The organism is Ureibacillus chungkukjangi (assembly GCF_044795995.1).
In the GTDB taxonomy this organism is placed as follows: domain Bacteria; phylum Bacillota; class Bacilli; order Bacillales_A; family Planococcaceae; genus Ureibacillus; species Ureibacillus chungkukjangi.
This window is the reverse complement of record NZ_CP085009.1, coordinates 912,625-935,644: the sequence shown is the minus strand read 5'-3', so window position 1 is coordinate 935,644 and position 23,020 is coordinate 912,625. Positions and strand designations below refer to the sequence as shown.

Sequence of the window (23,020 nt, the reverse complement as noted above, 5' to 3'; positions counted from 1 at the left end):
AAAAATATAATATACACGATAAAATCTCATTCATTATAGCATGAACGCTATTTAAAAATATAGCCTTTATCGTTTACAAAAAAAGAACAAATACTACAAAATCATTAAATTTGTAAATCGATGAATAAAAGTAGCAAACTTAAGAAAGATGGGAATAATAGTTACAGCCCATTTACATTAGTTTCTCCTTATCGTAAGTGGTCATACCTTGTAAAGTTTGATAGAATAACTAAGTGTCTACTATATATGTAGCCGATTTTTAAAGGAGCGTAAAAAAATGTTCTCAATTTTTAATCGAAACAAGGAAAAAACAAGTTCTCGAGAATTAAAAAAATACTATAAAACCGTCGATCAAATTAACCAGCTTGAAGCTACTTATTCATCAATGACAGATGATGAACTAAAAAGTATGACGTTTCAATTTAAGGAAAGGTTACAAAAAGGCGAAAATATTTCTACTATTATCCCGGATGCATTTGCAGTAGTTCGCGAAGCTTCAAAGCGCGTACTGAATATGCGTCACTTTGATGTGCAGTTAATCGGTGGGCTTGTATTAACTGAAGGGAATATTTCAGAAATGCCAACAGGTGAAGGGAAAACTTTAGTTGCTTCCCTGCCCTCTTATGTGCGTGCACTTGAAGGTAAAGGCGTACACGTTATTACAGTGAATGATTATTTAGCAAAGCGCGACTTTGAGCTAATTGGTCAAATTCATCAATTCCTGGGCTTAACAGTTGGCTTAAATGTACCGATGATGGAGCCGCATCACAAAAAAGAAGCCTATAATGCTGATATTACATATGGTGTTGGGACAGAATTCGGATTTGATTACTTACGTGACAATATGGCGCACACAATTGCCGATAAAGTACAGCGTCCATATCACTTCGCTATTATCGATGAAGTCGACTCAGTTTTAATCGATGAAGCCAAAACGCCGTTGATTATTGCAGGCAAAATGAGTGCAAACGAGGAATTACACCGCATTGCCTCCGTACTGGCAAAACGCTTCAAAAAAGATGAAGACTACGATTTCGATGATGAAACAAAAGCAACTTCTCTTACAGATCGTGGGATTGAAAAAGTAGAAGCTGCATTTGGTGTTGATAATTTATATGATTTAGATCACCAAACGCTATACCACTATGTCATTCAAGCAGTTAGAGCCCATGTAATGTTCGAGCGTGATGTTGATTACATAGTTAAGGATGACAAGATTCAGTTAGTCGATATGTTTACTGGTCGTATTATGGAGGGTCGTTCACTGTCAGACGGCTTACACCAAGCGATCGAGGCGAAAGAAGACGTAACAATTACCGAAGAGAACAAATCTCAGGCTCAAATTACGATTCAAAACTACTTCCGTATGTATCCCAAATTAGCAGGTATGACGGGTACTGGGAAAACACAGGAACAGGAATTTAGAGAGGTTTACGGAATGAGTGTTATTCAGGTTCCAACAAACCGACCTCGCATCCGTATTGACCAGCCCGACATTGTGTACGAAAAAGCAGATCAAAAATATGACCGTGTCGCACAGGAAGCATTAGCAAGACATGAAAAAGGACAGCCAATTCTAATTGGGACGACTTCGATTCTTCAGTCTGAAAAGGTTGCAAGCTATTTAGATCAATTAGGTCTACAATATCAGCTGCTTAATGCAAAAACTGTAGAGCAGGAAGTGGAGTTAATTTCACAAGCTGGTCAAAAGGGGCGTATTACAGTTGCAACAAACATGGCTGGACGTGGAACGGACATCGTTCTTGGTGAAGGCGTTGCAGAGCTAGGTGGTCTTTATGTAATCGGTACTGAAAAGCATGAAAGTCGTCGTGTCGACAACCAATTGCGAGGCCGTTCAGGACGTCAGGGTGACCCAGGTGAAAGTCAGTTCATCGTTTCGCTGGAGGACGATATGTTCCGACGCTATGCAAAAGAGGATGTTGAAAAGTTCCAGAAGAAATTAGTAGCTGATGATACTGGTCGTGTTCAAAATAAAGAGGTTTTAGAACTAGTTGACCGAACACAGCGCATAGTTGAAGGCTCTCATTTCTCCATGCGTGAATATAACCTAAAGCTAGATGATGTTATTAATGATCAACGCCGTGTCATTTATAACTTACGCGACAATGTGTTAAAGCAAGAGGATTTAATTGGCCAGCTAAAAACGATGTTAAATGAAACAGTCGATTTTGCTGTGCGCGATAATGCTCCAGAAGAGCTGAGTCCAATTGATTGGGATTTCGACAAAATGGAGTCTACAGTAAATTCACTGTTCTTGACGCCAGTTCGTATTGACCGTGAAGAAACAAAGGTGAAGAATATTTTACAGTCGATTCAGCCATCAGTGGATGAATTACTGCAAACGATTGAAGGCTTTGAGCAAAACGAGCAGGTGATGCAGATCATTCCTCGTGTCATGCTAGCGTTCATCGACTCTATGTGGGTTCGTCATCTAGAGCAAATGAGTCATTTAAAAGAAGGTATCGGTTTACGTCAATACCAACAAGAAGACCCGATGCGTATTTATCAAAGAGAAGGATTGGAGCTATTCGGTAAAAATTATCAAGAGCTTCGTCGTTCCATCGTTGAAGAAATCGTCGCATTTATGAAGTCGCTAAGTAATACAGAGGAGGAATAACATTGGGTTTATTTTCATTTTTTAAAAAGACAGACAAGGTCGGAGCAGACAGTGCCATCGATTCTAAGGACTTAGGTCAAAACGGAAAACAAGGTGCAGATGCTAATAACGTTGAAACTAAGCTTTCATTTCATCCGGACTGGCATGTGCCACAGGAACAACGCTATATTTTCAATTTCTTAGCAAATGATTTACAGCCATTAAAGCCAAACCAATTATCACTAGCTGCCATTAATATTGAAGTAGATCCAAACACAAAGGCTTGGAACGTAAAAGCCTTTGTACGCTCTTCTTTAGAACAGTCGATCCAGCTAGGTGAAATTGAATTACTTTTATTAGATAAAAATGACCAACAAATCGGTGCTAAAAGCTTTAACTTTGCTGAACTAGGTGCCCTTCCTGGTAAAAGTGCCCGCCCTTGGGTATTTACATTTGAGAAAGGCACATTGTCAGCTGAGGAAGTACCAGAGGATGGCTGGAAAATCGCTTTCAATCTTGTATCACTACGAGGTCATCAGCTGGATTTAGACGAAACTTGGAAAACACAGCTTCCACAGGATCAGCAAGAAGCATTAGTGAAAATTGTAGAAAAATTACCAAAGCTAGGTAAGAACGAAGTGAATTTCACTGGCCTACAAGCTAAAATCCAGGACGATAAAAGCTTAGTAGCATCTATCTTTATAAGAAATGGCAATAACAAAGCCATCAATATCGAACAGCTTCCATTAGAAATTGTCGATGCTGAAGGAAAGCTTGTTGCAAAGGGTGCATTTAGACTAGATCCAGTGATATCAGTTCAACCAAACTCAACAAAACCATGGACATTCATCTTCCCTGAAGAACTAGTTTCAGAGGGTGAATTCGACATGTCCCGCTGGAGTGCAAGAGTAACACAAAACAAGTAAAGAGCATTATTGAAGGTGACCCGAAGGAATTGTTGCAGGACGATTCTTTTGGGTCATTTTTTTGAAGGTGTGGGGGGTGCCGGGATGCGAATATCCGCCAGTTCAGGTGGTTTATCCGCCGGTTTTAGTGATATATCCGCCAAAATTTATAAAATATCCGCCAACAATAAAAAAACGCAAGAATGCTAGCAAATAACTCTCAACATTCTTGCGTCTCTATATTAATAATCCCGAACTTACTTTACCTGATTAAATCGCTTGAATGCGACAAATTTGGACGCCCAATATTCGTAAGATAGCTTAGTGACTTGCACCCCACTGCTACCCGCGTGAATAAATTCACCGTTCCCTATGTAAATACCCATGTGAGAAATTCCCTCGATATACGTATTTTTAAAGAAGATGATATCCCCTGGAATCGGGTTTTCGACTTTAGTTGTATCATTCATGAAGTAATCATTACTGCTTTTTCTAGCAATATCCACGCCGGCATTTGCAAAGACATACTTCACAAACCCACTGCAATCAAACCCAGCAGGAGTATTTCCAGCAAATAAATACGGCGTACCAGTTAAAGATTGAGCAATTTTAAGCACATTCGCATAAACTGCTTGTCCATTCGCAGACACGTTATTTTTAATCGCAATCTCTTTTGCTAATTTAGCGTCAATCGCTAAATCCGATTGAATGACTTCCTTTGGATTTAAGACTGCTTCCGGCTCCCCTTCAGTTGTAGAAGAAACATTTAGCTTCAACACTTGTCCAATGTAAATCAAATCAGAATTTAATTGGTTCACCTTTTTTAAATCTGCGACAGTTACACTAAATTTAGAAGCAATTTTTGATAAGGAATCGCCCTTCACTACCTCATAGTTTAGTACATTTGTATTTTGATTAGGCGCCGTTACCGGAGTGCTTGCTGGTAAATCCTTGTTTGGTGTTGGTGCAGGAGTTGTTGGCTTTGATGGCGTTGGCGTTGTGGTAGTTTTCACTTCACCAACCTTAAGCTGCTGCCCTACATAAATCGCATCGCTCTTTAGCCCGTTCCACTTCTTAATATCGGCAACTGTTACTTTTAAAGCAGTAGCAATTTTTGATAGAGTATCACCTTTAACTACTTTATAAGTGCCCACACTACTAGCTGCGGCCGGTTTTGTAGTTTGCTGGGTACTCGTTTCGGGCTTTTGATTGGATGCTGCTGGTTGTGAGCTTGTTGTCGTTTGCTTCGCATTCGTAACAATAAGCTTTTGTCCAACATAAATATTATCATTCTTCAAATTATTCCATTGCTTCAGTTGTGCCACTGTCGTCTTGTTAGCTGTAGCAATTTTCGTTAAGTTGTCACCCTTACTTACAGTGTAACTAGATGCTTCTGCCATCGGTGCACTAATAGCCGCTGTCGTAATTAAAGCAGTACTTAGGAATAACAATTTCTTTTTCTGTAACATTCTCGCCCCATCCTTTCTAGTAAATTCTCTCTCTATTTCCATCATAACTATTTTTATGACAATTTTCTATTGGGTTTTACAAAAAAACTCGGTTTGGGGCAAGTCTATGGATATATGTAGTATGAGTAGCGATCAATTTCTATTTGGCACTTCAATTTTAGTTGTTTACTAGTGATATCTCTCGGAGTCTGGGTGATAGAAGTTTTTAAGGGCAGTGACTGTTCTCTCTTCTCCATAATCTCCATTTCTAGCTTTTTGGGGCACTGACAACCCTTCTCTCTTCCCCATAACTGCCACTGCTAGCTTTTACGGGCTTTGATAACCCTTCTCTGTTCCCCATAACTGCCATTTCCAGCATTTAGGAGCACTGACAACTCTTCTCTTTTCCCCATAACTGCCACTGCTAGCATTTAGGGGCACTGACAACCCTTCTCTCTTCCCCATAACGGCCATTTCTAGCATTTAGGGGCACTGACAACTCTTCTCTTTTCTCCATAAAAGCCATTTCTAGCATTTAGGGGCACTGACAACACTTCTCTTTCCCCATAACGGTCACCTCCAGCTTTTACGGGCACTGACAACCCTTCTCTTTTCCCCATAACTGCCATTTCTAGCATTTAGGAGCACTGACAACCTTTCTCTCTCCCCCAGAACGGCCACCTCTAGCCTTTACGGACACTGACAGTTTCATCTCGCTTTCCCTATAAAACAATTCTATCTATAAACTGCAACCTACCTCGTTTCGGATAAAAAATCTAAGAATTTTAGAAAAATTTCAATATTTAAATAAATAAATATTAAGATTATGAAAATGCTATTTTATTCGGCTAAAGTGTGTGCTATAATTCAACCTTGTGATGTCGAATTTTGCGATAAATTTTTTGAAAGTTTTTTCTTTTCAATCAGAAAGGATTTTGTTTTATGAAGTTCATTAAAGAGAATCTTGCCGTTGGGTTTATGCTTTTTGCATTATTCCTGGGTGCAGGTAATATTATTTTCCCGCCGGAGCTGGGACAAAATGCCGGAACAGCCTTTATTCCGTCAATTATTGGATTCCTTATTACAGGTGTCGGATTGCCGTTGATAGGGATTATTGCTGTAGCAAAAAATGGTGGAGATTTGCAGATGGTTGCGAATCGAATTCATCCATTATTTAGTATTCTATTTACAGGTGTCGTTTATTTATCTATCGGACCATTATTTGCCATTCCACGTACTGGGGCCGTTACATATGAAATCGGGATTGCTCCGTTTCTATCGGAATCAGCAAAAGCAAGTGGTTTACTGATTACAACGATTATTTTCTTTGCGATTGTTCTGTATCTATCATTGAATCCTTCTAAAATGGTAGACCGAATTGGGAAAGTGTTAACACCCGCTTTATTGTTCGTCATTGCTTTACTTGCTGTTAAAGCATTTATTACACCAATGGGCGAATTTGGTGAACCACATGGTGTGTATGCTACAAACGCATTTTCTGAAAGCTTTATCCAAGGCTATTTAACAATGGATGTACTTGCCTCTCTTGTGTTCGGGATAGTAATTGTACAAGCTTTACAAGCAAAAGGAATTACAGATCGCGCGAAACAGGTTAAAACAACTATTTTTGCAGGGATTGTTGCTGCAGTTGGACTTGCCTTTGTTTATATTTCTCTAGAATATATTGGCGCAACGAGTGTTGATTCTATTGGTTACCTTGGAGATGGCGGTAGTATTATCGCTCAATCTGCTAAAGCTCTTTATGGCAGCTTCGGAAATATCATTTTGTCAGTAGTTATAATATTAGCTTGTATCACAACAGCTGTAGGATTAGTTTCAGCGAACGCTACATTCTTTAATAAGCTGTTCCCTAAGCTTTCTTATAAAACGTTAGCTGTTATCTTTACAATTTTTAGTTTCGTTATTTCAAACTTTGGCTTATCAAAGCTAATTTCAATTACGTTACCGGTATTGATGTTCATTTATCCAATTGCGATTGTTTTAATGTTCTTAGTATTGTTCGATCAGATGTTCAACCGCGCACCAATTGTATATAGCTTAGCTTTATTTGCAACAGCACTTGTAAGCTTATACGATGGTATTAAAACGGCGGGCTATTCTATCGGCTGGTATGAAAATATCTTAACTCTATTACCACTTTATGATCAAAGTATCGGTTGGCTGGTACCGGCTATTGTTGGACTAGTGATTGGCTGGATCATTCATTTATTTACGAAATAAGGACCATGCCTCTTTTACGAATCATTATGTAAAAGAGGCATTTTTTATAGCTTTATTTTCTAAAAATTACTATCTAGTAAATTCGTAGTAATTAGCTATAATTAAATTATCAAAAGAATTAAGGGAGTTATACCTATGAAAAAATATCTATCGTTGCTTTTAAGCATAATGCTCCTATTGCTTCTTCCGCTCCAGACATTTGCAGCTACTCTTGATGAGGTTAAAACGATTATACGTAATGATTACGTAGGCAATATTAACGGCAATCTTGAATCTGCAAAAACGATCGAAGAGGCTATTAATATGCTAGACCCTTATTCCGACTATTTTTCAAAGGATGAATATGATTCGTATATGAATACCATCAACAACTCATCTTCGGGGCTCGGAATTGTGATACAAAAGCACGAAAAAGGTATTTTAGTGACCGAGCTAGTGAATGCAAATAGCTCAACTAAATCTAACTTCCAGGTTGGCGATATTATCACAGAAGTAAATGGCCTTTCCACTACTGCCATGAGTGTTGAAGAGGTACAGGCTTTATTTTTAAATGAAGAAAATACGATGGTCGAATTGAAAATCCTAAAGAGTAATGGGGCAACAGTTACACAGACTGTTCAATTACGTTCTTCAACTCTTCCAAATGTAAATACGAAGCTTCTTTATGAAAATGTTGGATATATTTCTTTAAATTCTTTCTCAGAGGACGGAGCACAGCTAGTGGCGAATGCTTATACCAAGCTGTTAAATCAAGGTGCGACCTCTTTCATTGTCGACCTGCAAAATAACGGCGGGGGCTATGTATTGACTGCCGAAAGACTGATCGGTATGTTCCCTGGTGCTCTGTATGCTTATAAAATGCAATCATCTACTTCAAACGTACTTGTAAATGCAAAACAGCAAGGAATACTATTTCCTTCTAGAACGCGACTTTTAGTGAATCGTTATAGCGCAAGTGCATCTGAAATGACTGCCGCTGCACTATTAGACCAGCAAGCTGCGATTCTTTACGGGGAGCAAACCTATGGTAAAGGGACAATGCAATCCTTCTACTACTTCCCAGATGGGAGCGTCCTTAAGCTAACAATTGCTGAATTTTTTGGTCCAAAAGGTACTGTTGTAAAGGATACTGGGATTAAACCAAACATCGTAACAGCTACGAATCCTTTATATACAGCGCATTACGATCAAATTGCAGAAAATCTAGACACTTATAAACAATTACCTAGCTTAAACAATGTCCCTACAACAAAAACCTTTACGATTAATTTCAATAAAGAGATTGCTAGTCAGCTAGAATCAAAGGATGTAGAAATCGTACAGCTTGGTGGTACAGCTATTTCTGCCTCCACTGAGGTGACAGGCAAACAATTAATGATTAAGCCAACTTCACCACTCCAAAAAGGTCGCGAATATATGGTCATCATCAAGCCAACTATAAAAGATAAGAACGGTAAGCCTATGATCAAGGGCTATTACTTAAAGGTAACCGTACAAAAATAAAAGAATCCCCACTAAGGAAGCAAGCGCTCTTTAGTGGGGATTCTTTATATTAGGCTCAGTTATAATTGAATTCTGATTTTACTCTGAATGAGAAATAAACGGAAAAATTTCGCTTATTTTGGTGATTGTAGTTATTTTCTTGAAAATAGAGGAAGTTTTTCCTATTATTGTGGCTAAATCATTGAATTACGGCTAATTTTAAGCAGATAACAGGAATTTTTCCTCTTATTTACACTTTTAAAAGGCTCTCTCGCTAATTAGCGGTAAATTCTCCTCTTATATATCAAGCACAAAAAACTCTCTCAATATTTAACGGAGATTTCCCTTCTTATTACCCCAACAAAATCAATATTCATATAACCTTTTATTATGAAGTGACCAATGCTGGTTCTTTTTTGAAGTAAATCGAGAATAAATCCTCGGCAAGCTCCTTTGCTGACTTTTGATTAGTCAGTAAAAAAGCATTTGTAAGACGTAAAATTGAGCCCAATAAGCTTTGTGAAACAACTTGTATATCATTGTGTAGCAGGTTTGGATTATTTCTAGCTTGTCCCTCTAGAATTTCTTCAAACTTTTTCACTAGCTTTTCCTTTACAAGATGCGATTCTTCAGACTGATAGAGTCCGATTTTTGTAAGCATTGGGTTTGCAATAAAGTATTGCAGTAAATTTTCAACTACTTTAAGAAACTGAATATCCTGTTTGTCAAATTGTTCATCTAGGATATTGAAAAGATCTTGTTGAAATTGCTGATGTAAATCGTTAAATAACGAATCTTTACTTTCAAAATATAAATAAAAAGTTGGCTGCGTAACCTGCGCCGCTTTTACAATATCACTAATTTTAGTCTGATAATAGCCGTTAGTTGAGAATAATTCGATTGCTTTTTCACGCAGTAATTGTTTACTTTTTTCACCGTTTGAGTTGACTTTTCTTCCACGTGCCATAATACTTTTCCACCTTATCCTTTTTATTACTAACTTTAGTTTTCACTATCACTATGTTAATAACATTATAATACATTTTTTTAATTTAATAAAGACTTTAGTCTCACTTATTGTATAGAAAATGTGAAAATACAGTGACTTTCAATGACTTCTGCAACATTTAATAGTAGTCCTTTAAACCTAATTAAAGTAAAAAAAATGAGCACCTTTTGAAAGGTGCTCTAGTTTCAGGAAGTTTTAAAAATTTTATTTTTGATGGTGAATAAATAGTCTTTCACTTCTTTTATTCCGAATAGTAAATATGACCCTAAAGTAATAAAAGTGAAAACAAGTAAACCAACTACAAAAGTAATCCATTTATTAGCAAACTCTAAATAAATACTTGAGAAGTACATTACTATAGCGATTAGTAAGAAGGCTACAATTGTTTTGAATATATCTGTACGTTTCTTATTTGAGCTTAGCTTTAAATCATATTTAAATCGTGCATAGACGATTAGCATAATTGTATTGATAATTGAGCTAATCAGTGTCCCCCAGGCGATTGCATTTACACCTGTAGAGTCTGCCATCAAATACATTACTAAGATATTAATAACAAAAACATTGATAAGACTGAACACTACAGGTGACATCGAATCTGCTTTTGCATAATAGAAACGTGTAATATAAGTATTTGCTGCTAAGAAGAACATTGATAAGACAAAGATTTGAAATACCGGTGTTGTAATCATAGTTCCCTCAGCTGTAAATTTTCCTCTTTCAAAAACTACCTGAATTATATTTTCTGCGTAGAAAAACGAATAAATTGATACTGGAATCAATAATAGCAGTAAATAATGCAAGCCCTTGCTATATAAGTTCTTGATGGATTCATAATCATTCTCTGCCTCTTTTTTGCTCAAAATCGGATAGATGACCGTAGTAACAGCCGTGATTAGAATAGCTTGTGGAAACTGCGTCAAGCGCGATGCATAGTTGACCGCGGAAATCGCACTTTCTCCTAATCCTAAAAACATTACGAAAAAACGCTGAAGCATAGCATATATTTGTAATGTTCCCCCACCAAGGGCAATCGGTACAACCATTAACCATAATTGCTTAGTCGTTTTATCATGCTTAAACGAGAATCCCACAGGATGTGAATTTAGCTTACGATAACCAGCCACAAGGAAATACATCATAATAACTGCACTTGCTAATGCACTTATCCCATATGCAATTGGACCAACCACAAAGGATAGAGCAACAGCAATGATTAAAAAGAATACATTATAAATTAGTATCGAAATACTTGATAAATGAAATTTATCATTAATATTTAAAAGTCCACTATACCAAGAGGCAAGACATAAAAGAATCGAAGAAGGCATCATCCAGTAGAATAGATGCTTTGCCAAGTCGAATTCTGCAGGGCTTATATTATAATTCTGGTTGTATATCAAATTTAAGATCGATGTTGTGAAGCAAAGAACAATGATTGTCATTATTGATACAGAAATTAAAACAATGGTAAAGGATTGTTTTATGAATAATGCTTGGTCAGTTGTCTTTTTATTATAAAGTGAAATCACTGCAGTTGTAAAAGCACCGCCAATTACTAAATAAAGAAAATTTGGTAGTGTGTAAGCAGTAAATATAGCATCTGCTTTATAAGACACACCATATTGATACCCAATGGCCATTTCTCTAAAGAAACCGAAAAGCCTTGCAACAATATTAATAATAGCAACAGCGCCGACAACTTTCATAAACTTATTCATAGGCTAGAACCACCTTTAACGGCAGATTCGTATAGACTAATGACACGCTTCGTAATTTCGTTTGCATCATGAATGTGTAAAATTTCATCAGCAGCCTGCTTTTGATAATATTGTTCTTTCGGTGTATTTAAAGCATTCAGCATTTCATTGGCCAAAGCTTCCGAATTTTGCGGTTCTACGAGATGACCTGCTCCATTTTCAAGTAAAGAAACAAGCCCACCTACCCTCGAGGCTATTACTGGCGTTCCTGTAGCAATCGCTTCAAGAGCAACTAAACCAAAGCCTTCGATATGGGAAGGTAAAACAAATACATCACTGGCCTGGAACCATTTTACAAGGTCCATTTGTTCGAGTGGGTCAATAAGCTTCACTGAGCTATCGACTAAAGGCTCAATCGTATTTATAAAGCTTTGATCTCTTCTTGAACCGACAATAACCAATTTCACTTTTTGATCTGTACTTTTCTGAACCTGTTTAAAGGCATGCAATAATTCCTCTACACCCTTTTGTTTAATCACATTTCCGACAAATAAATAGATGTAATCCTCTTCCTCGATCCCTAATTGCTTGCGAGCTTGCTTTTGGTCAGTTTGATGGAAGACTTCTCTATTTACACCCATACTGCAGATCAGTATCTTTTCTTTAGGAATATTAAAATCTTTCTCGATTTGCTCTGCTAATACAGGACCAACAGCGATAACATGACTGCTTTCCTTGAGAATTTTTTGCGTCCAATTTCGTATTTTGGCGCTTTTCTTCGCCATGCGTTCAATATCTCCACCATGTGCTGTTACGATGTATGGAATATTGAATGCCTTCTTTAGCACATAGGAAAAGACCCCAGATGGAAAGACGTAATGTGCATGTGTAATAGAAATTAGCTTTCGTTCCTTTATCGCCTTACTAAATACACTTAAAGCCCATTTACTATATTTTAATATCGTATTCTTTTTACCTGTTGCTGGATTATTATTCGCAGCGACAATGACATCTATCTGCTCTTTTTTCAGTGCGTCGACTTGATTTTTTACAAAGATTCCAAATGACAGATGCTCGCTGGAAGGATACATATTGCTAATTACGAGTACTTTTTTCATTTGCCCTTCACTGCCTTTACCATCAATTGTTTTCCGCTCATGGCTTCTGAATATAATCTTTCAGATATATCCTTTGTATCTTCAATGATTTCTTCCCAATTGGATTGTATATGAGCAACTGCCTCAGCAATTACATTTGGGTTTTGTTGAATTTCCTCTATAGATATACAACGATTTTGCGCATTAATAAGCTTCATATAATTACTTACTTTTTGATGATATGAAAGCGCGATGATAGGTGTTTGTGTATTTGTCGCTAATATCAAGGAATGTAGACGTGTTCCGATGACGATATCGAACTCTTTTGTTACCTCTAGCAAACGCTCGGGCTTTAAGTTTTCATCAATAATTTTAGTACTGCTTCCAAATTGCATTTTCTTTTGGATATCCTTTGTTACAGATACATCCTGTGGAAATTTTGTCGCGAAAAATGTAAGTTGGACATTATGGTTTTTTATTAAGTTATCAAGGTTAGCAGCCATACCTTTTACATAATTGTCATACTTTTCAATATCGCCAGATGGCCAATAATTCGCATTATATATTGGAACAGCCGACAATCCAATTTGAGTTGGCTTTTTTACATGTTCATTCTTTGGATTATGTAAAGTAAATGCAGGATCTCCAATTACTTTTATATCTTTCTTTACTCCAATTTGCTGCAATAGAGCTTTTGATTCTGGATCTCGTACAGATACATTTTCTGCATGCTTACAAAGTAACCGAATCATTAATTTACCTGTTAATGTGTCTAGTGGTCCCGCTCCAGCACCGTAAACGATGTAAGGTACTTTTGAATTTGCGGCCATTAACCCATATGTTCCAAAAAGATGCGCTTCACGACGGTAAAAGTCCATCAGAATACCGCCTCCACCTATAATGAGTAAATCAAATTCAGCTACATATTTTTGATTTGACTTATAAGTATGAAAGAAAGTTTTATATAGATTTCCCTTTTTATAATAGAGTGGATAGCTTATTACTCCATATTGTTCTGAAGTTTGCTGTGTATTGTTACTAAAGACGGTTATATCTTCTCTAGTTATAGAAAATACTTGTTCAACCTGCGTAATGATACTAAGTAAAATTGCTTCATCCCCGTTATTATCATTACCGTAATTTCCTACGATCCCGATTTTCATTAACCTACATCCTTTTACATTTTATATTGAACAATTATACCATATTTTAAATAATCCCTCTTTTGAACTTAATATTCAAATTTTGATATAGCATATAAGTTTTTTGTAATTTAAAAAGGCGTGTCTTTCTAGTAGACACGCCTTGATTAAAATCTATGAAATTCACATAAATGGTAGCGATTTATAAACGAAAACACTAAAATGAGCACGATTTATAAACTCATGTGGCTTAAATGTTCCATCGGGATAGCCAGTTGTAATATTATTCTTCGCTAATGTTAGAATTTGATTATATCCCCAATAATCCTTTGTTACATCCTTAAATTGAGTCGGAGCTGTACCAGTAAGATTAAATGCACTAGTAATGATTGCTGCCATTTGACCTCTTGTCAAAAATCCATTCGGATCAAAGGACCCATCACCTTTCCCATTCATAATTCCTGCATTTTGTACTGCTGCGATTTCTTTATAGTATGGATGAGATGTTGGTACATCAGTAAAATTAGGATTTTTAACATTACCTAATTCTAGCTTTAATACCCTACTGATTATTAAAGCACTATGAGCACGTGATAACTGATTTGTTGGTTTAAAACTACCATCTGGGTATCCTGTTATATACCCTTTATCAGTTAAATGCTTAATTTGTTCATAATATGGATACACAGTAGAAACATCTGTGAAAATACTTTTTTCAGGTACTTCAATTGGATAAGAAACTGTTTTAGTTCCTAGCTTCGCTACAATGCTTCCTTTACCAGGTTTCGTTGCTGTAAATTTCCCACCTGTTGTGATTGTTCCTATATTCCCTTGAACGGACCACTGTAGTTGACTCGCATTGTATATTAAATTTTTCCCACTAGCATCTAAAGCTTTAACAGTATATGTAGAACTGCTTCCTGTTGAAACTTTATTACTACCACTAATACTCATTGAAGCTGGTGCGTCTACAATTGTAACTGGGAATGACTGTACAGCCTTTCCATTATGATTAATATAAACATAATCAGAGCCAGCTTTTGTAGTAATAAAAGTTGTTCCATTAATCGTTAATGTTCCTTCTACTGATTTCAAAGTAACTTCTCCCTTTGAAATTGAAAGAGGATTATAATATTGATCTAAAACATATTGAACCGAAATTGTAGAGCTTGTCCCTTTTAACATTGTACCTACGTTTGTTCTAGTATATTTCATCGTTTTTGCTACACCAGTTGGAGCTGTACTAACAGCTTCTAGTATTGCATTCACTCTACGTTCAGAACCATCTGATGGTTTGTTAGCTAAAACAACATTATTACTGCCATATTTACGAATACCCATAGCTGTCGAACCGCCACCATCTAGATTAATAGCTGTATCAACACCTAGTTCAACTAAATAGTTTGCTAGTTGTACCATATTCATTCCTTTACTGTGACTTTGACGTCCGTCTACAGTAATATAATGAACTGTTTTTTTATCTGCACTAGAAGCGACAACAGTTCTTGGAGCAATTTCCTTCGCGCGACTACTTGAAGTACTCATCATGATATAAGGCTTTCCATCACGAACAAGCATTGGACCCGAAGCTAGAATAAATTGAGACTTGTCCCACTTTTTATCAACTGAAAAGGAAACATCAATTTTTTCTCCTACTTTGACGTCAGAAAAAGCAGTGTTTGATCCACCCTGTATAGAAATGACAAATCCATTAGTAGGAATATTGTGTTTTGATTCTCCGTATGGTGCAATTGCTTTAACTGTTCCACTAATTGTATCTCCAAAAGCAATATTTGCTATATTGGAGCTTCCCTCTACAATTATCTCATAACCAAATTCATTGGTATCTGTATGTCCTTTATAAAAGAGAGGTGTATATACGATTACTTCCCCAGCATTACGAACACGATCCATCCCTGAAAGTTCATATGTCTTTCCATTGCGTGATAAATTGATATCAAAATCAAAGTAATCGATTATTCCTTGGCCATTTTGGTTAATCCCGAAGGCTGTTGGAACATTCATATATTGATCTGCTCCCTCTGTTACAATGCCGCCATTAATAATTTGATTATTTTTAGCGATTAAAAACAAAGGATTTCCTTCACTTGTATCAAAAAACGCAGCGTTTATCGCTCCTACCACTCTATTACCCTCTACTGAATGTTTAGTAGCAAGTGATGTTACGCGATCTCTCGAATTATATGTAGAAGGTAAACCTAAATCTACTTTTGTATATGGATCATTTAAATTTATTGATAAATGATTAATAACATTTGTTGATGAATTTTTATATGTATACTGACTATATTTAACCCCACTCGACACCGGATACTGTTCATTTACTGTTTGAGCTGCATGAGCAGGTACTCCGATTACTCCAAAGACCAACATTAAGACTAAAAATCCAACTGTGCTTCTCTTTTGCATAATTTTGTGCTCGCTTCTTGAGCTGTCACTTCCTTTCCTCTATTATCCATTTAAACATATTAATCTACCAAATTAAATACTTTCTAGTAAAATAACATCTTTTATGCAATAAAAACATTACTATTTACCTTGTAAGTTCTTAATTTTTATACAAGATACTAGAAATGACCTCTTATTTTTTTATTAATAATTTGATAGTATTAAAGAGAAGGAAAAGGAGGCGAACTATATTTGAAGAAGATTACTATATTCTTACTAGCATTTGCAGTAATGTTTTCTATTTTTTGTACTACTAATAAAGCGAGTGCTGCAGATGATGTGACAGGAAGCTATCATGAGCCAGGAATGCGCTATTTAATGGAAAAAGGTGCATATAAACCTGATGTAAATGGAAAATATAATCCATACAGCACAGTTACTCGTGGTCAATTTGCTAGTTTTATCTCGAAAGCTTTAAATTTACCAACTAATACTAATAAATCCTTCACTGATGTTTCAACAAAGCATACTTACTATCAAGACATTAAAAATGCAGCTGGTGCTGGAATCGTACGTGGTTATGAAGATGGCACATTCAAACCAGATGAATTTATAACACGTACTCATATGGCAGTAATGCTAAATAATGCATTAATTCATCTGAAAAAGGATAAAGTTAGTAGTTATCCACTAGATTTTGTCGATACAAATCAAATCTTTGTGGAGTATCGTCCTGCTGTTGCACTTGGTGTAGAGCTTGGAATCATTCAAGGGACTCCAGTTGGAAATGTAAAGTATTTTTACCCAAGTAAAAATACTCCAATTTCGCAGGCTTCAACTTTCATCCTACGTTTAATGCAATATGCAGGAGACACTGTAGCTATTAATGCAGGTCCATATAAGTTAAAAGAAATTTCTGGTGGGAAATTAATCGACAGTGGAAAAGTTTCTTATGATTTTGAGGAAGTTTTAAGCGCAAAAACAAAAAACACACAAGTAATCGTTCAAGGTGACCATGACAAAATTGTCTATATGCATCCTGGAACTGGTTATGTATTCTCTGACGTTTATACTACATTCTATTCACAAACTATTTCAGACAGCATCGGTACTTCTGCTGGTACTGATATGCAATATTTAGGTGCAGATGGCAAAACTGTTAAAGTAGATTTGGCAGGTCAAGTAGGGTCTGCTAATAAATACAATTTAACTTTAATTCCTTTCTCCCTTTCAAAAGGTCGTTCATACTATATGAATGTTAATGGAGAGATTACTCACTTTTTAGTAAATAAAAATGGTACTGTTACTGCTAACTATTTTTATGGTAAGGCACCTGCAGAAATGAAAACAGGTATAAAATATTATAGTTGGAATGGAATCAACTTTACAGGTGACGGTTCTTCATTTACATACTACAATTATTACCAATTTCTACCAGTTCATTCTAAGACACAATATACAGCTGAAGAATTAAATAAGTATATTGATTACGTACTTTCAACAAGAACAAACGGTGCTAATAGTAAACTAAAGAACCTTGGACCTGTTTTAAAGAAAATTGAAGCAGAATCTAATGTAAATGCCCTAATGATATTATCACTAGCTATGCATGAAAGTGCTTACGGTTTAAGTGATAATGCATTAAAGCTTAACAATCTATTCGGTTTATATGTTTACGATACAGGCTCACTTAATAAAAACTTTACTTCCATTGAGGCAAACATCAAGGAATTGTTAAACGCTTTCTGGTTGAAAAACTATATTCCAGCAAATGCTACCTATGCTCACGGTTCTGTATTTGGTACAAAACGTATCGGCTTTAATGTTAAGTATGCTTCTGATCCGTATTGGGGTGCAAAAGCTGCTGGTCATTACTATCGTGCAGATAAGTATCTAGGCTTTAAGGATGCAAATAACGCCTATAAAGTTGGAATAACGAATACTGGTGGTTTAAATGTACGGGTTGCACCATCAAATCTAAATACGGGTTTAATCTATCAATACAAACGTACACTAATGCCAGTAATTATTACTGATACAGTTAACCAAAATGAAGCTCTTCCTTGGTATAAGGTAGTTCCAGATAGTCTGACTGTAAAAACTGGTTATATCCGCAGTGATTTAATCAATGTGCTAAATACTACTAAATAATGTTCAAAAAGATTGTCTCCAATTGCGAGACAATCTTTTTTATAAAAAACACCTCTCATATCACTTAGATATGGAGGTGTATTTCTTATATCTTTAGCTGTCTCTTTTCACTTTTTATAATAGCCGAAGCCAAAATTACAAAGCCGAGCATTAAGATAAAAATCAGATCGAGTAATCCCGTATGCATTGAAACCGTAAATAATGTAACAGTAAATGCATAAGCAACAGAATGGAAGCTCTTTACTCCAGCTTGCTTTACTTTATTGTAGATAAGAGAAACAATAGCACCATATAATAAGAAACCAATCGCTACTAACAAATATCCACCATCTAAGAATAATTGTCCAATGAAAGTTGGCGTAGTCGTACGATTAGGTCTTGTGATATACTTCCCTTCCTCCACACTTAAGGAGTTTACAACCTCTGTTACTTTCATACGCGGGGAAGTTTGCTCACCAGGTAGCATTGTGCTTACAATACCTGTATGCATTTCTCCACCTAAATAACCTTCTTCTTCTGTATATTCAATAATTTTACTTAATACAATATGGCCAGTTACCATCTCTCCATTTAGCGCACGCATCCATTTAGGAGTTAGATTAACCTTTTGTTCAACGGAAATAAGCTGCTCTTTTTCTTCTTCCCCTAAGTGACTAATATCAGGCTGTTCACGGTTATTAAATTCCTTAGATGTGTCCTCTGATACTACGCGTAAGAATCCAAATAAAGCAAATGCAATACCAACTACTGCTAAAAATGTTAAGAACCAAGTTAGCTTAACCCGCTTTACTACATAGTGGAAAATGATTAAACCAGTAAATAACATAATAGCTAAAGGTGTTCGATATCCCATTAATAGGAAAAGAACCATGACAACTGCAAAAATAACAAAATAAACTATTGCTTTTTTGAATGTCATTTTTTCTTCACGAATCATTTTGTAAGAAAGGAGTAATAAAACACCAAACCATAAAAGGGAACTTAAGAAATTCAATTTCGGGTCTAAATTTCTTCTAACCGACTCATCAGAAAGCCCAACACTTCCTTGGACAATCATTAATATATAAGAAATTAACCCAATTGCCGTTAAGAGGATAATGAAATGTACAACATACTTCCCTAGCTTAGATAATCCAAATGTAGGAAATGTCCATTGTAATTTATCTATGGCATAAACACCAATATAATAACAAACTATTGATAAAATAACTACAGGCCAAATCGATACTGTTACATTAAATAATTCAAATCGGTGAAAATCGAATAGACTAATGAAAAAATACAGAATTAAAATAAACGGTAAGAAGAAATACGGTGAAAATGTATCAATTCTGTTAATATTATTTATGAAACTTTTACTTTTATCCTTCATATTATTATGACATCACCAATGGAAGGTGATGCTCTCATTTCCCTCTCTTTACTTTAAAATTTTCTCTTCTTTTTAAGCGTAACAAGCACAAAGATAGTGTTTATTATATCATATAATACTGTCATCAATCTCTATCATATGACAAGAAAATATATATATTTTTAAGCACTATTAACAATTGACGTATTTTTCAATATTAAGTTGCGAATAATGTCTCACCGACTTTTCATAACATACTTTTTATTTGTATTTGAATGAATTAAAATGAAAAATCTGTCCATAAACAGTTATTAGTAAAATAACCGATAGACAGATTTTTAATGCTACTGTATGAATTATTGTGTAATCTCAGCCTAAGTACTTGAAAACAGTTGAACCCAATAATATTTCCCATCTTTTCCTTTAATACAGGAAACACCTATATTGGTATAAGTGTTTTTCAATATATTTTCTCTATGTTTCGTTGATTTTAACCACGCATCTACTACACTATTTGAGGATGTGAAATTTTTAGCAATATTCTCCCCAAAGCTTGTAAATGAATAATCAAAGATACCTGCCATATCCCATGGATAACCATATAAAGGAGATTGATGGTCAAAATACCCATTTTGAATCATATCATTAGCCTTTACAACAGCGATTTGCCCTAGCCTCTTATCATACACTAATGGTTTAAGTCCCTGCTTTTTTCGTTCAGCATTTACTAACGTAACCACTTCATTAATCCATTTTTGATTTTGGTTTACCGTTGGAATATAGTCCTTTTGTAAAAAATCATAGATAATTTCATAATTTGTTAATTGTTCTTTAAAATCTAATATTCGCCCTAAAATTGCTGACATTTGTACACGTGTTACATTACGATGAGGTGAAAAATAATTGCTCCCTGTTCCCTTTAGCACTCCAATATCAGCTAGAGATTCAATATAATGTTTTGCCCAATTGGAGGAAGTAACATCGGTGAATTTTACCTTGTTTTTTTGATCGTCCTCTACTTGAAAGGCTATAGAAATCATTTTCGCTAACTGTGCACGTGTTAAATATCCATCAGGATTAAACTTTTTTGATTTCTGAATTGCCCCTATCTCAGACAATGCATTAATAGCCTCTTTATAAGTAGCGTTTTTAGGAACATCTTCAAATGTACTTACTTCTGCTACCATTGGCTTTTTATCCATAGCATTATAAATATACTGTACTGCTTCTGCTCTTGTAATCGGCTTCTCTGGATAGAATTTACCGTCAGGCTGGCCCATTATTATACCATTTTCTTTCATTGTTGCTACATACTCATACGCCCAATGAGAAGAACTGAAATCACTATACAGCTTCGGCATATTGTCGTTAGCCTGTACAGATACATTCATTATAAAGAAAATAGTGACACTTATAGTCAACAGTTGAATTAGTTTTTTCATTATTAGTAACAGTGTCCCCCTTTTCAATCTTCAATTCTAATTTAGTATATTCTTTTCCCTATAAAATTATTATACATCTTTTTCATCTATACTTTCCAAATTCTATCATACTATTTTTTATTCCATCCAAATTTTCATTTTCTTATAAATAGTAAAAAATCAGTAGTGCAAAAAGACACTACTGATTTTTTTGAATTAATTACTATAGTATTGAAGAATCCCTTTGTAAATTGAATCTCCAAATATTTCAGCATACTTATCGTCTACTAATTTAGCTCTATCTTCACTATTAGAAATGAATCCTAACTCTACTAATACTGAAGGGAAAACAGAGTTTCTAACAACATACCAATCTTCTCTCTTAACGCCTCTATTAGTCATAGATGCATTATTTACAATCTGTGAATTAATATTAGAAGCTAATTGATAATCTTCTTTCTCATTAGCGTTTGCAGAGATACTATAGTAAGTTTCAGTTCCCTTTGCAGAAGAATTAGTAGCAGAGTTTACATGAATACTTACAAAAACCTCAGCAAAATTAGCTTGAGCGAATGACACACGCTGCTCAAGTGAAGGGAAAACATCACTTGTACGAGTCATTTTAACAGTTGCTCCAGCGTTTTCTAATTTTTGCTTTACAATATTGGCAACTTTAAAAACAACTGCTTTTTCTGTATAATTGCCACTTACAGCACCTGGATCTTTACCACCGTGCCCTGGGTCTAGAACAATGATTCTTCCTTTTAAAGCTGAGCCTGTTTTATTGATCAATTTAAGGTAGGATTTATGTGCATATGCTTCCTGTCCTTTATAATTAATTTTTGCCCAGAACCCGCTGATTGATAAAACTGCTACCTCATCACCACGATTTAAAATTCCAACCGATTTTGATGAAGAAGAAGCACTCGCACGTACATTTAGTCCATCTACAGTGGCACGTCCGATTAAATTAGAACTAACTTCATTATTTCCTGTGTTACTGTCATTTGAACCGCCACTTTCAACAACCATTTTAGCATAGCTAGAAGATACATATGCATATTTGTTATCAAAAGCAACTTTATACCAACCGTTTTCTAAGCCATAAGTATACAATTTGTCTCCATTATGTATTTGGCCAACTACAGTGGAGCTAGTTGAAGCAGATGAACGTACATTAAGATTGTTGGTTGTTGAGACAATTTGACCTTTTGCATCTGCAATATTAGGAACCGTAACACCTTGTACAGGAATATCTAAACGATACTTTTCACTACTTCCTCTAGCAACGAATAAAGCAAATTGTGAACGTGTTAAATTATTATTTGGTTTGTAGTTTCCTCGGTCTCCTTGTGTAAGACCACTATAGTATATCGCATTAATATATTTGTAGTATTTGTTACTCGTAGAAATATCACTAAATGGATTTGAGTAAGAAGCATACTTATTAATATCCAAATTAAATGATAGAGCTAATACTTTACTCATTTCACCACGAGTTAATACTTGACTGGCATTAAACCTTGTACCATTAATTTCATCAAAAAAACCTTTTTGTACTGCTCTTTCCACATATCCTGAAAGTTCTGTTCCTGCTGGGATATCAGAAAATGATGATTTTGAAACCACCAGTGGACTTAAACCTGAAGCAATTACTACCATTTTAGCAGCTTGTCCTCTTGTCACTGAGTTAGACGGCTTATAGTATGTTTTACCATTCTCTGTGTAACCTTTAATTACACCATTGTTTACTAGATAATTAATTTCTTCAGATGCTTCATGTGTTGAAGGAACATCTACAAATTGTTGGGTTGCATAAACTTGTGGGCTATAGACTCCAAGAATTGTAATCATTGTAATTACGACAAATAGAGTCATTTTTTTCATATCCAATTTATACAATCCTCCTTTCTCGTTTTTTCTAACTTAATTCTACCAAATCTCTTATAATTCTACATGAAACTTTTCTACCTAATTATACATTTATATCTAAATAGTGTTATTTTTAAGTTTGAACATATATTTTACTTCCAATATGTTTATAAGT

At 35.4% G+C, this 23,020-nt stretch carries 16 protein-coding genes; 5 read left to right on the top strand and 11 right to left on the bottom strand.

All coding sequences use genetic code 11. From position 1 onward, the window contains the following. Positions 1-277: 277 nt before the first annotated feature. On the top strand, positions 278-2,638 hold the full coding sequence (gene secA2, locus LG296_RS04670) for an accessory Sec system translocase SecA2 (protein WP_107932610.1): 2,361 nt from the start codon (positions 278-280) through the stop codon (positions 2,636-2,638). A 2-nt stretch (positions 2,639-2,640) separates the two neighbouring features. Next, positions 2,641-3,543, top strand: coding sequence for an accessory Sec system S-layer assembly protein (locus LG296_RS04665; protein WP_404427541.1), 903 nt, complete (start codon positions 2,641-2,643; stop codon positions 3,541-3,543). Positions 3,544-3,779: 236 nt separating this feature from the next. Here the strand turns inward: LG296_RS04665 and LG296_RS04660 are convergent, their stop codons facing one another. From LG296_RS04660 to LG296_RS04650, 3 genes are all read right to left on the bottom strand, one after another. Then, positions 3,780-5,036: a LysM peptidoglycan-binding domain-containing protein gene (locus tag LG296_RS04660; RefSeq protein WP_404427540.1), complete on the bottom strand. Its 1,257-nt coding sequence runs from the start codon at positions 5,034-5,036 to the stop codon at positions 3,780-3,782. A gap of 261 nt (positions 5,037-5,297) precedes the next feature. Further along, positions 5,298-5,453: a hypothetical protein gene (locus LG296_RS04655; RefSeq protein WP_404427539.1), complete on the bottom strand. Its 156-nt coding sequence runs from the start codon at positions 5,451-5,453 to the stop codon at positions 5,298-5,300. Beyond that, complete coding sequence (locus LG296_RS04650) at positions 5,447-5,608, bottom strand: hypothetical protein (protein WP_404427538.1); 162 nt, start codon at positions 5,606-5,608, stop codon at positions 5,447-5,449. The genes LG296_RS04655 and LG296_RS04650 overlap by 7 nt, the downstream gene beginning before the upstream one ends. A gap of 304 nt (positions 5,609-5,912) precedes the next feature. Between LG296_RS04650 and brnQ the strand changes: the two genes are divergently transcribed. Together brnQ and LG296_RS04640 are read left to right on the top strand one after the other, a co-directional pair. Beyond that, positions 5,913-7,211, top strand: a complete 1,299-nt coding sequence (brnQ, locus tag LG296_RS04645; protein ID WP_404427537.1) for a branched-chain amino acid transport system II carrier protein — start codon at positions 5,913-5,915, stop codon at positions 7,209-7,211. 135 nt (positions 7,212-7,346) lie between these two features. Next, the gene (locus LG296_RS04640; RefSeq protein ID WP_404427536.1) at positions 7,347-8,714 is read left to right on the top strand and encodes a S41 family peptidase; all 1,368 of its coding nucleotides are present in this window, start codon (positions 7,347-7,349) and stop codon (positions 8,712-8,714) included. 367 nt (positions 8,715-9,081) lie between these two features. On the opposite strand, the gene LG296_RS04635 is transcribed toward LG296_RS04640, so the two are convergent. From LG296_RS04635 to LG296_RS04615, 5 genes are all read right to left on the bottom strand, one after another. Continuing rightward, positions 9,082-9,660: a TetR/AcrR family transcriptional regulator gene (locus LG296_RS04635; protein WP_251400703.1), complete on the bottom strand. Its 579-nt coding sequence runs from the start codon at positions 9,658-9,660 to the stop codon at positions 9,082-9,084. A 227-nt stretch (positions 9,661-9,887) separates the two neighbouring features. Next, positions 9,888-11,423, bottom strand: coding sequence for a murein biosynthesis integral membrane protein MurJ (gene murJ / locus LG296_RS04630; RefSeq protein WP_404427535.1), 1,536 nt, complete (start codon positions 11,421-11,423; stop codon positions 9,888-9,890). Next, complete coding sequence (locus tag LG296_RS04625; RefSeq protein WP_404427534.1) at positions 11,420-12,520, bottom strand: glycosyltransferase; 1,101 nt, start codon at positions 12,518-12,520, stop codon at positions 11,420-11,422. The genes murJ and LG296_RS04625 overlap by 4 nt, the downstream gene beginning before the upstream one ends. Then, complete coding sequence (locus LG296_RS04620; protein ID WP_107932594.1) at positions 12,517-13,662, bottom strand: polysaccharide pyruvyl transferase family protein; 1,146 nt, start codon at positions 13,660-13,662, stop codon at positions 12,517-12,519. The genes LG296_RS04625 and LG296_RS04620 overlap by 4 nt, the downstream gene beginning before the upstream one ends. 162 nt (positions 13,663-13,824) lie before the next feature. Further along, positions 13,825-16,071, bottom strand: a complete 2,247-nt coding sequence (locus LG296_RS04615; RefSeq protein WP_404427533.1) for an S-layer homology domain-containing protein — start codon at positions 16,069-16,071, stop codon at positions 13,825-13,827. A gap of 231 nt (positions 16,072-16,302) precedes the next feature. Between LG296_RS04615 and LG296_RS04610 the strand changes: the two genes are divergently transcribed. After that, entirely contained in the window at positions 16,303-18,201 is a 1,899-nt protein-coding gene (locus LG296_RS04610) for an S-layer homology domain-containing protein (protein ID WP_404427532.1), read from the top strand. A gap of 85 nt (positions 18,202-18,286) precedes the next feature. On the opposite strand, the gene LG296_RS04605 is transcribed toward LG296_RS04610, so the two are convergent. The 3 genes from LG296_RS04605 to LG296_RS04595 all read right to left on the bottom strand — a co-directional run bounded on the left by LG296_RS04605 (position 18,287) and on the right by LG296_RS04595 (position 22,860). Next, the gene (locus LG296_RS04605) at positions 18,287-19,573 is read right to left on the bottom strand and encodes an oligosaccharide repeat unit polymerase (protein ID WP_404427531.1); all 1,287 of its coding nucleotides are present in this window, start codon (positions 19,571-19,573) and stop codon (positions 18,287-18,289) included. A 353-nt stretch (positions 19,574-19,926) separates the two neighbouring features. After that, a complete protein-coding gene (locus tag LG296_RS04600; protein ID WP_404427530.1) occupies positions 19,927-20,994 on the bottom strand; it encodes an S-layer homology domain-containing protein in 1,068 nt (355 codons plus the stop codon). Positions 20,995-21,189: 195 nt separating this feature from the next. Next, a complete protein-coding gene (locus LG296_RS04595) occupies positions 21,190-22,860 on the bottom strand; it encodes an N-acetylmuramoyl-L-alanine amidase (protein ID WP_404427963.1) in 1,671 nt (556 codons plus the stop codon). Positions 22,861-23,020 lie beyond the last annotated feature (160 nt).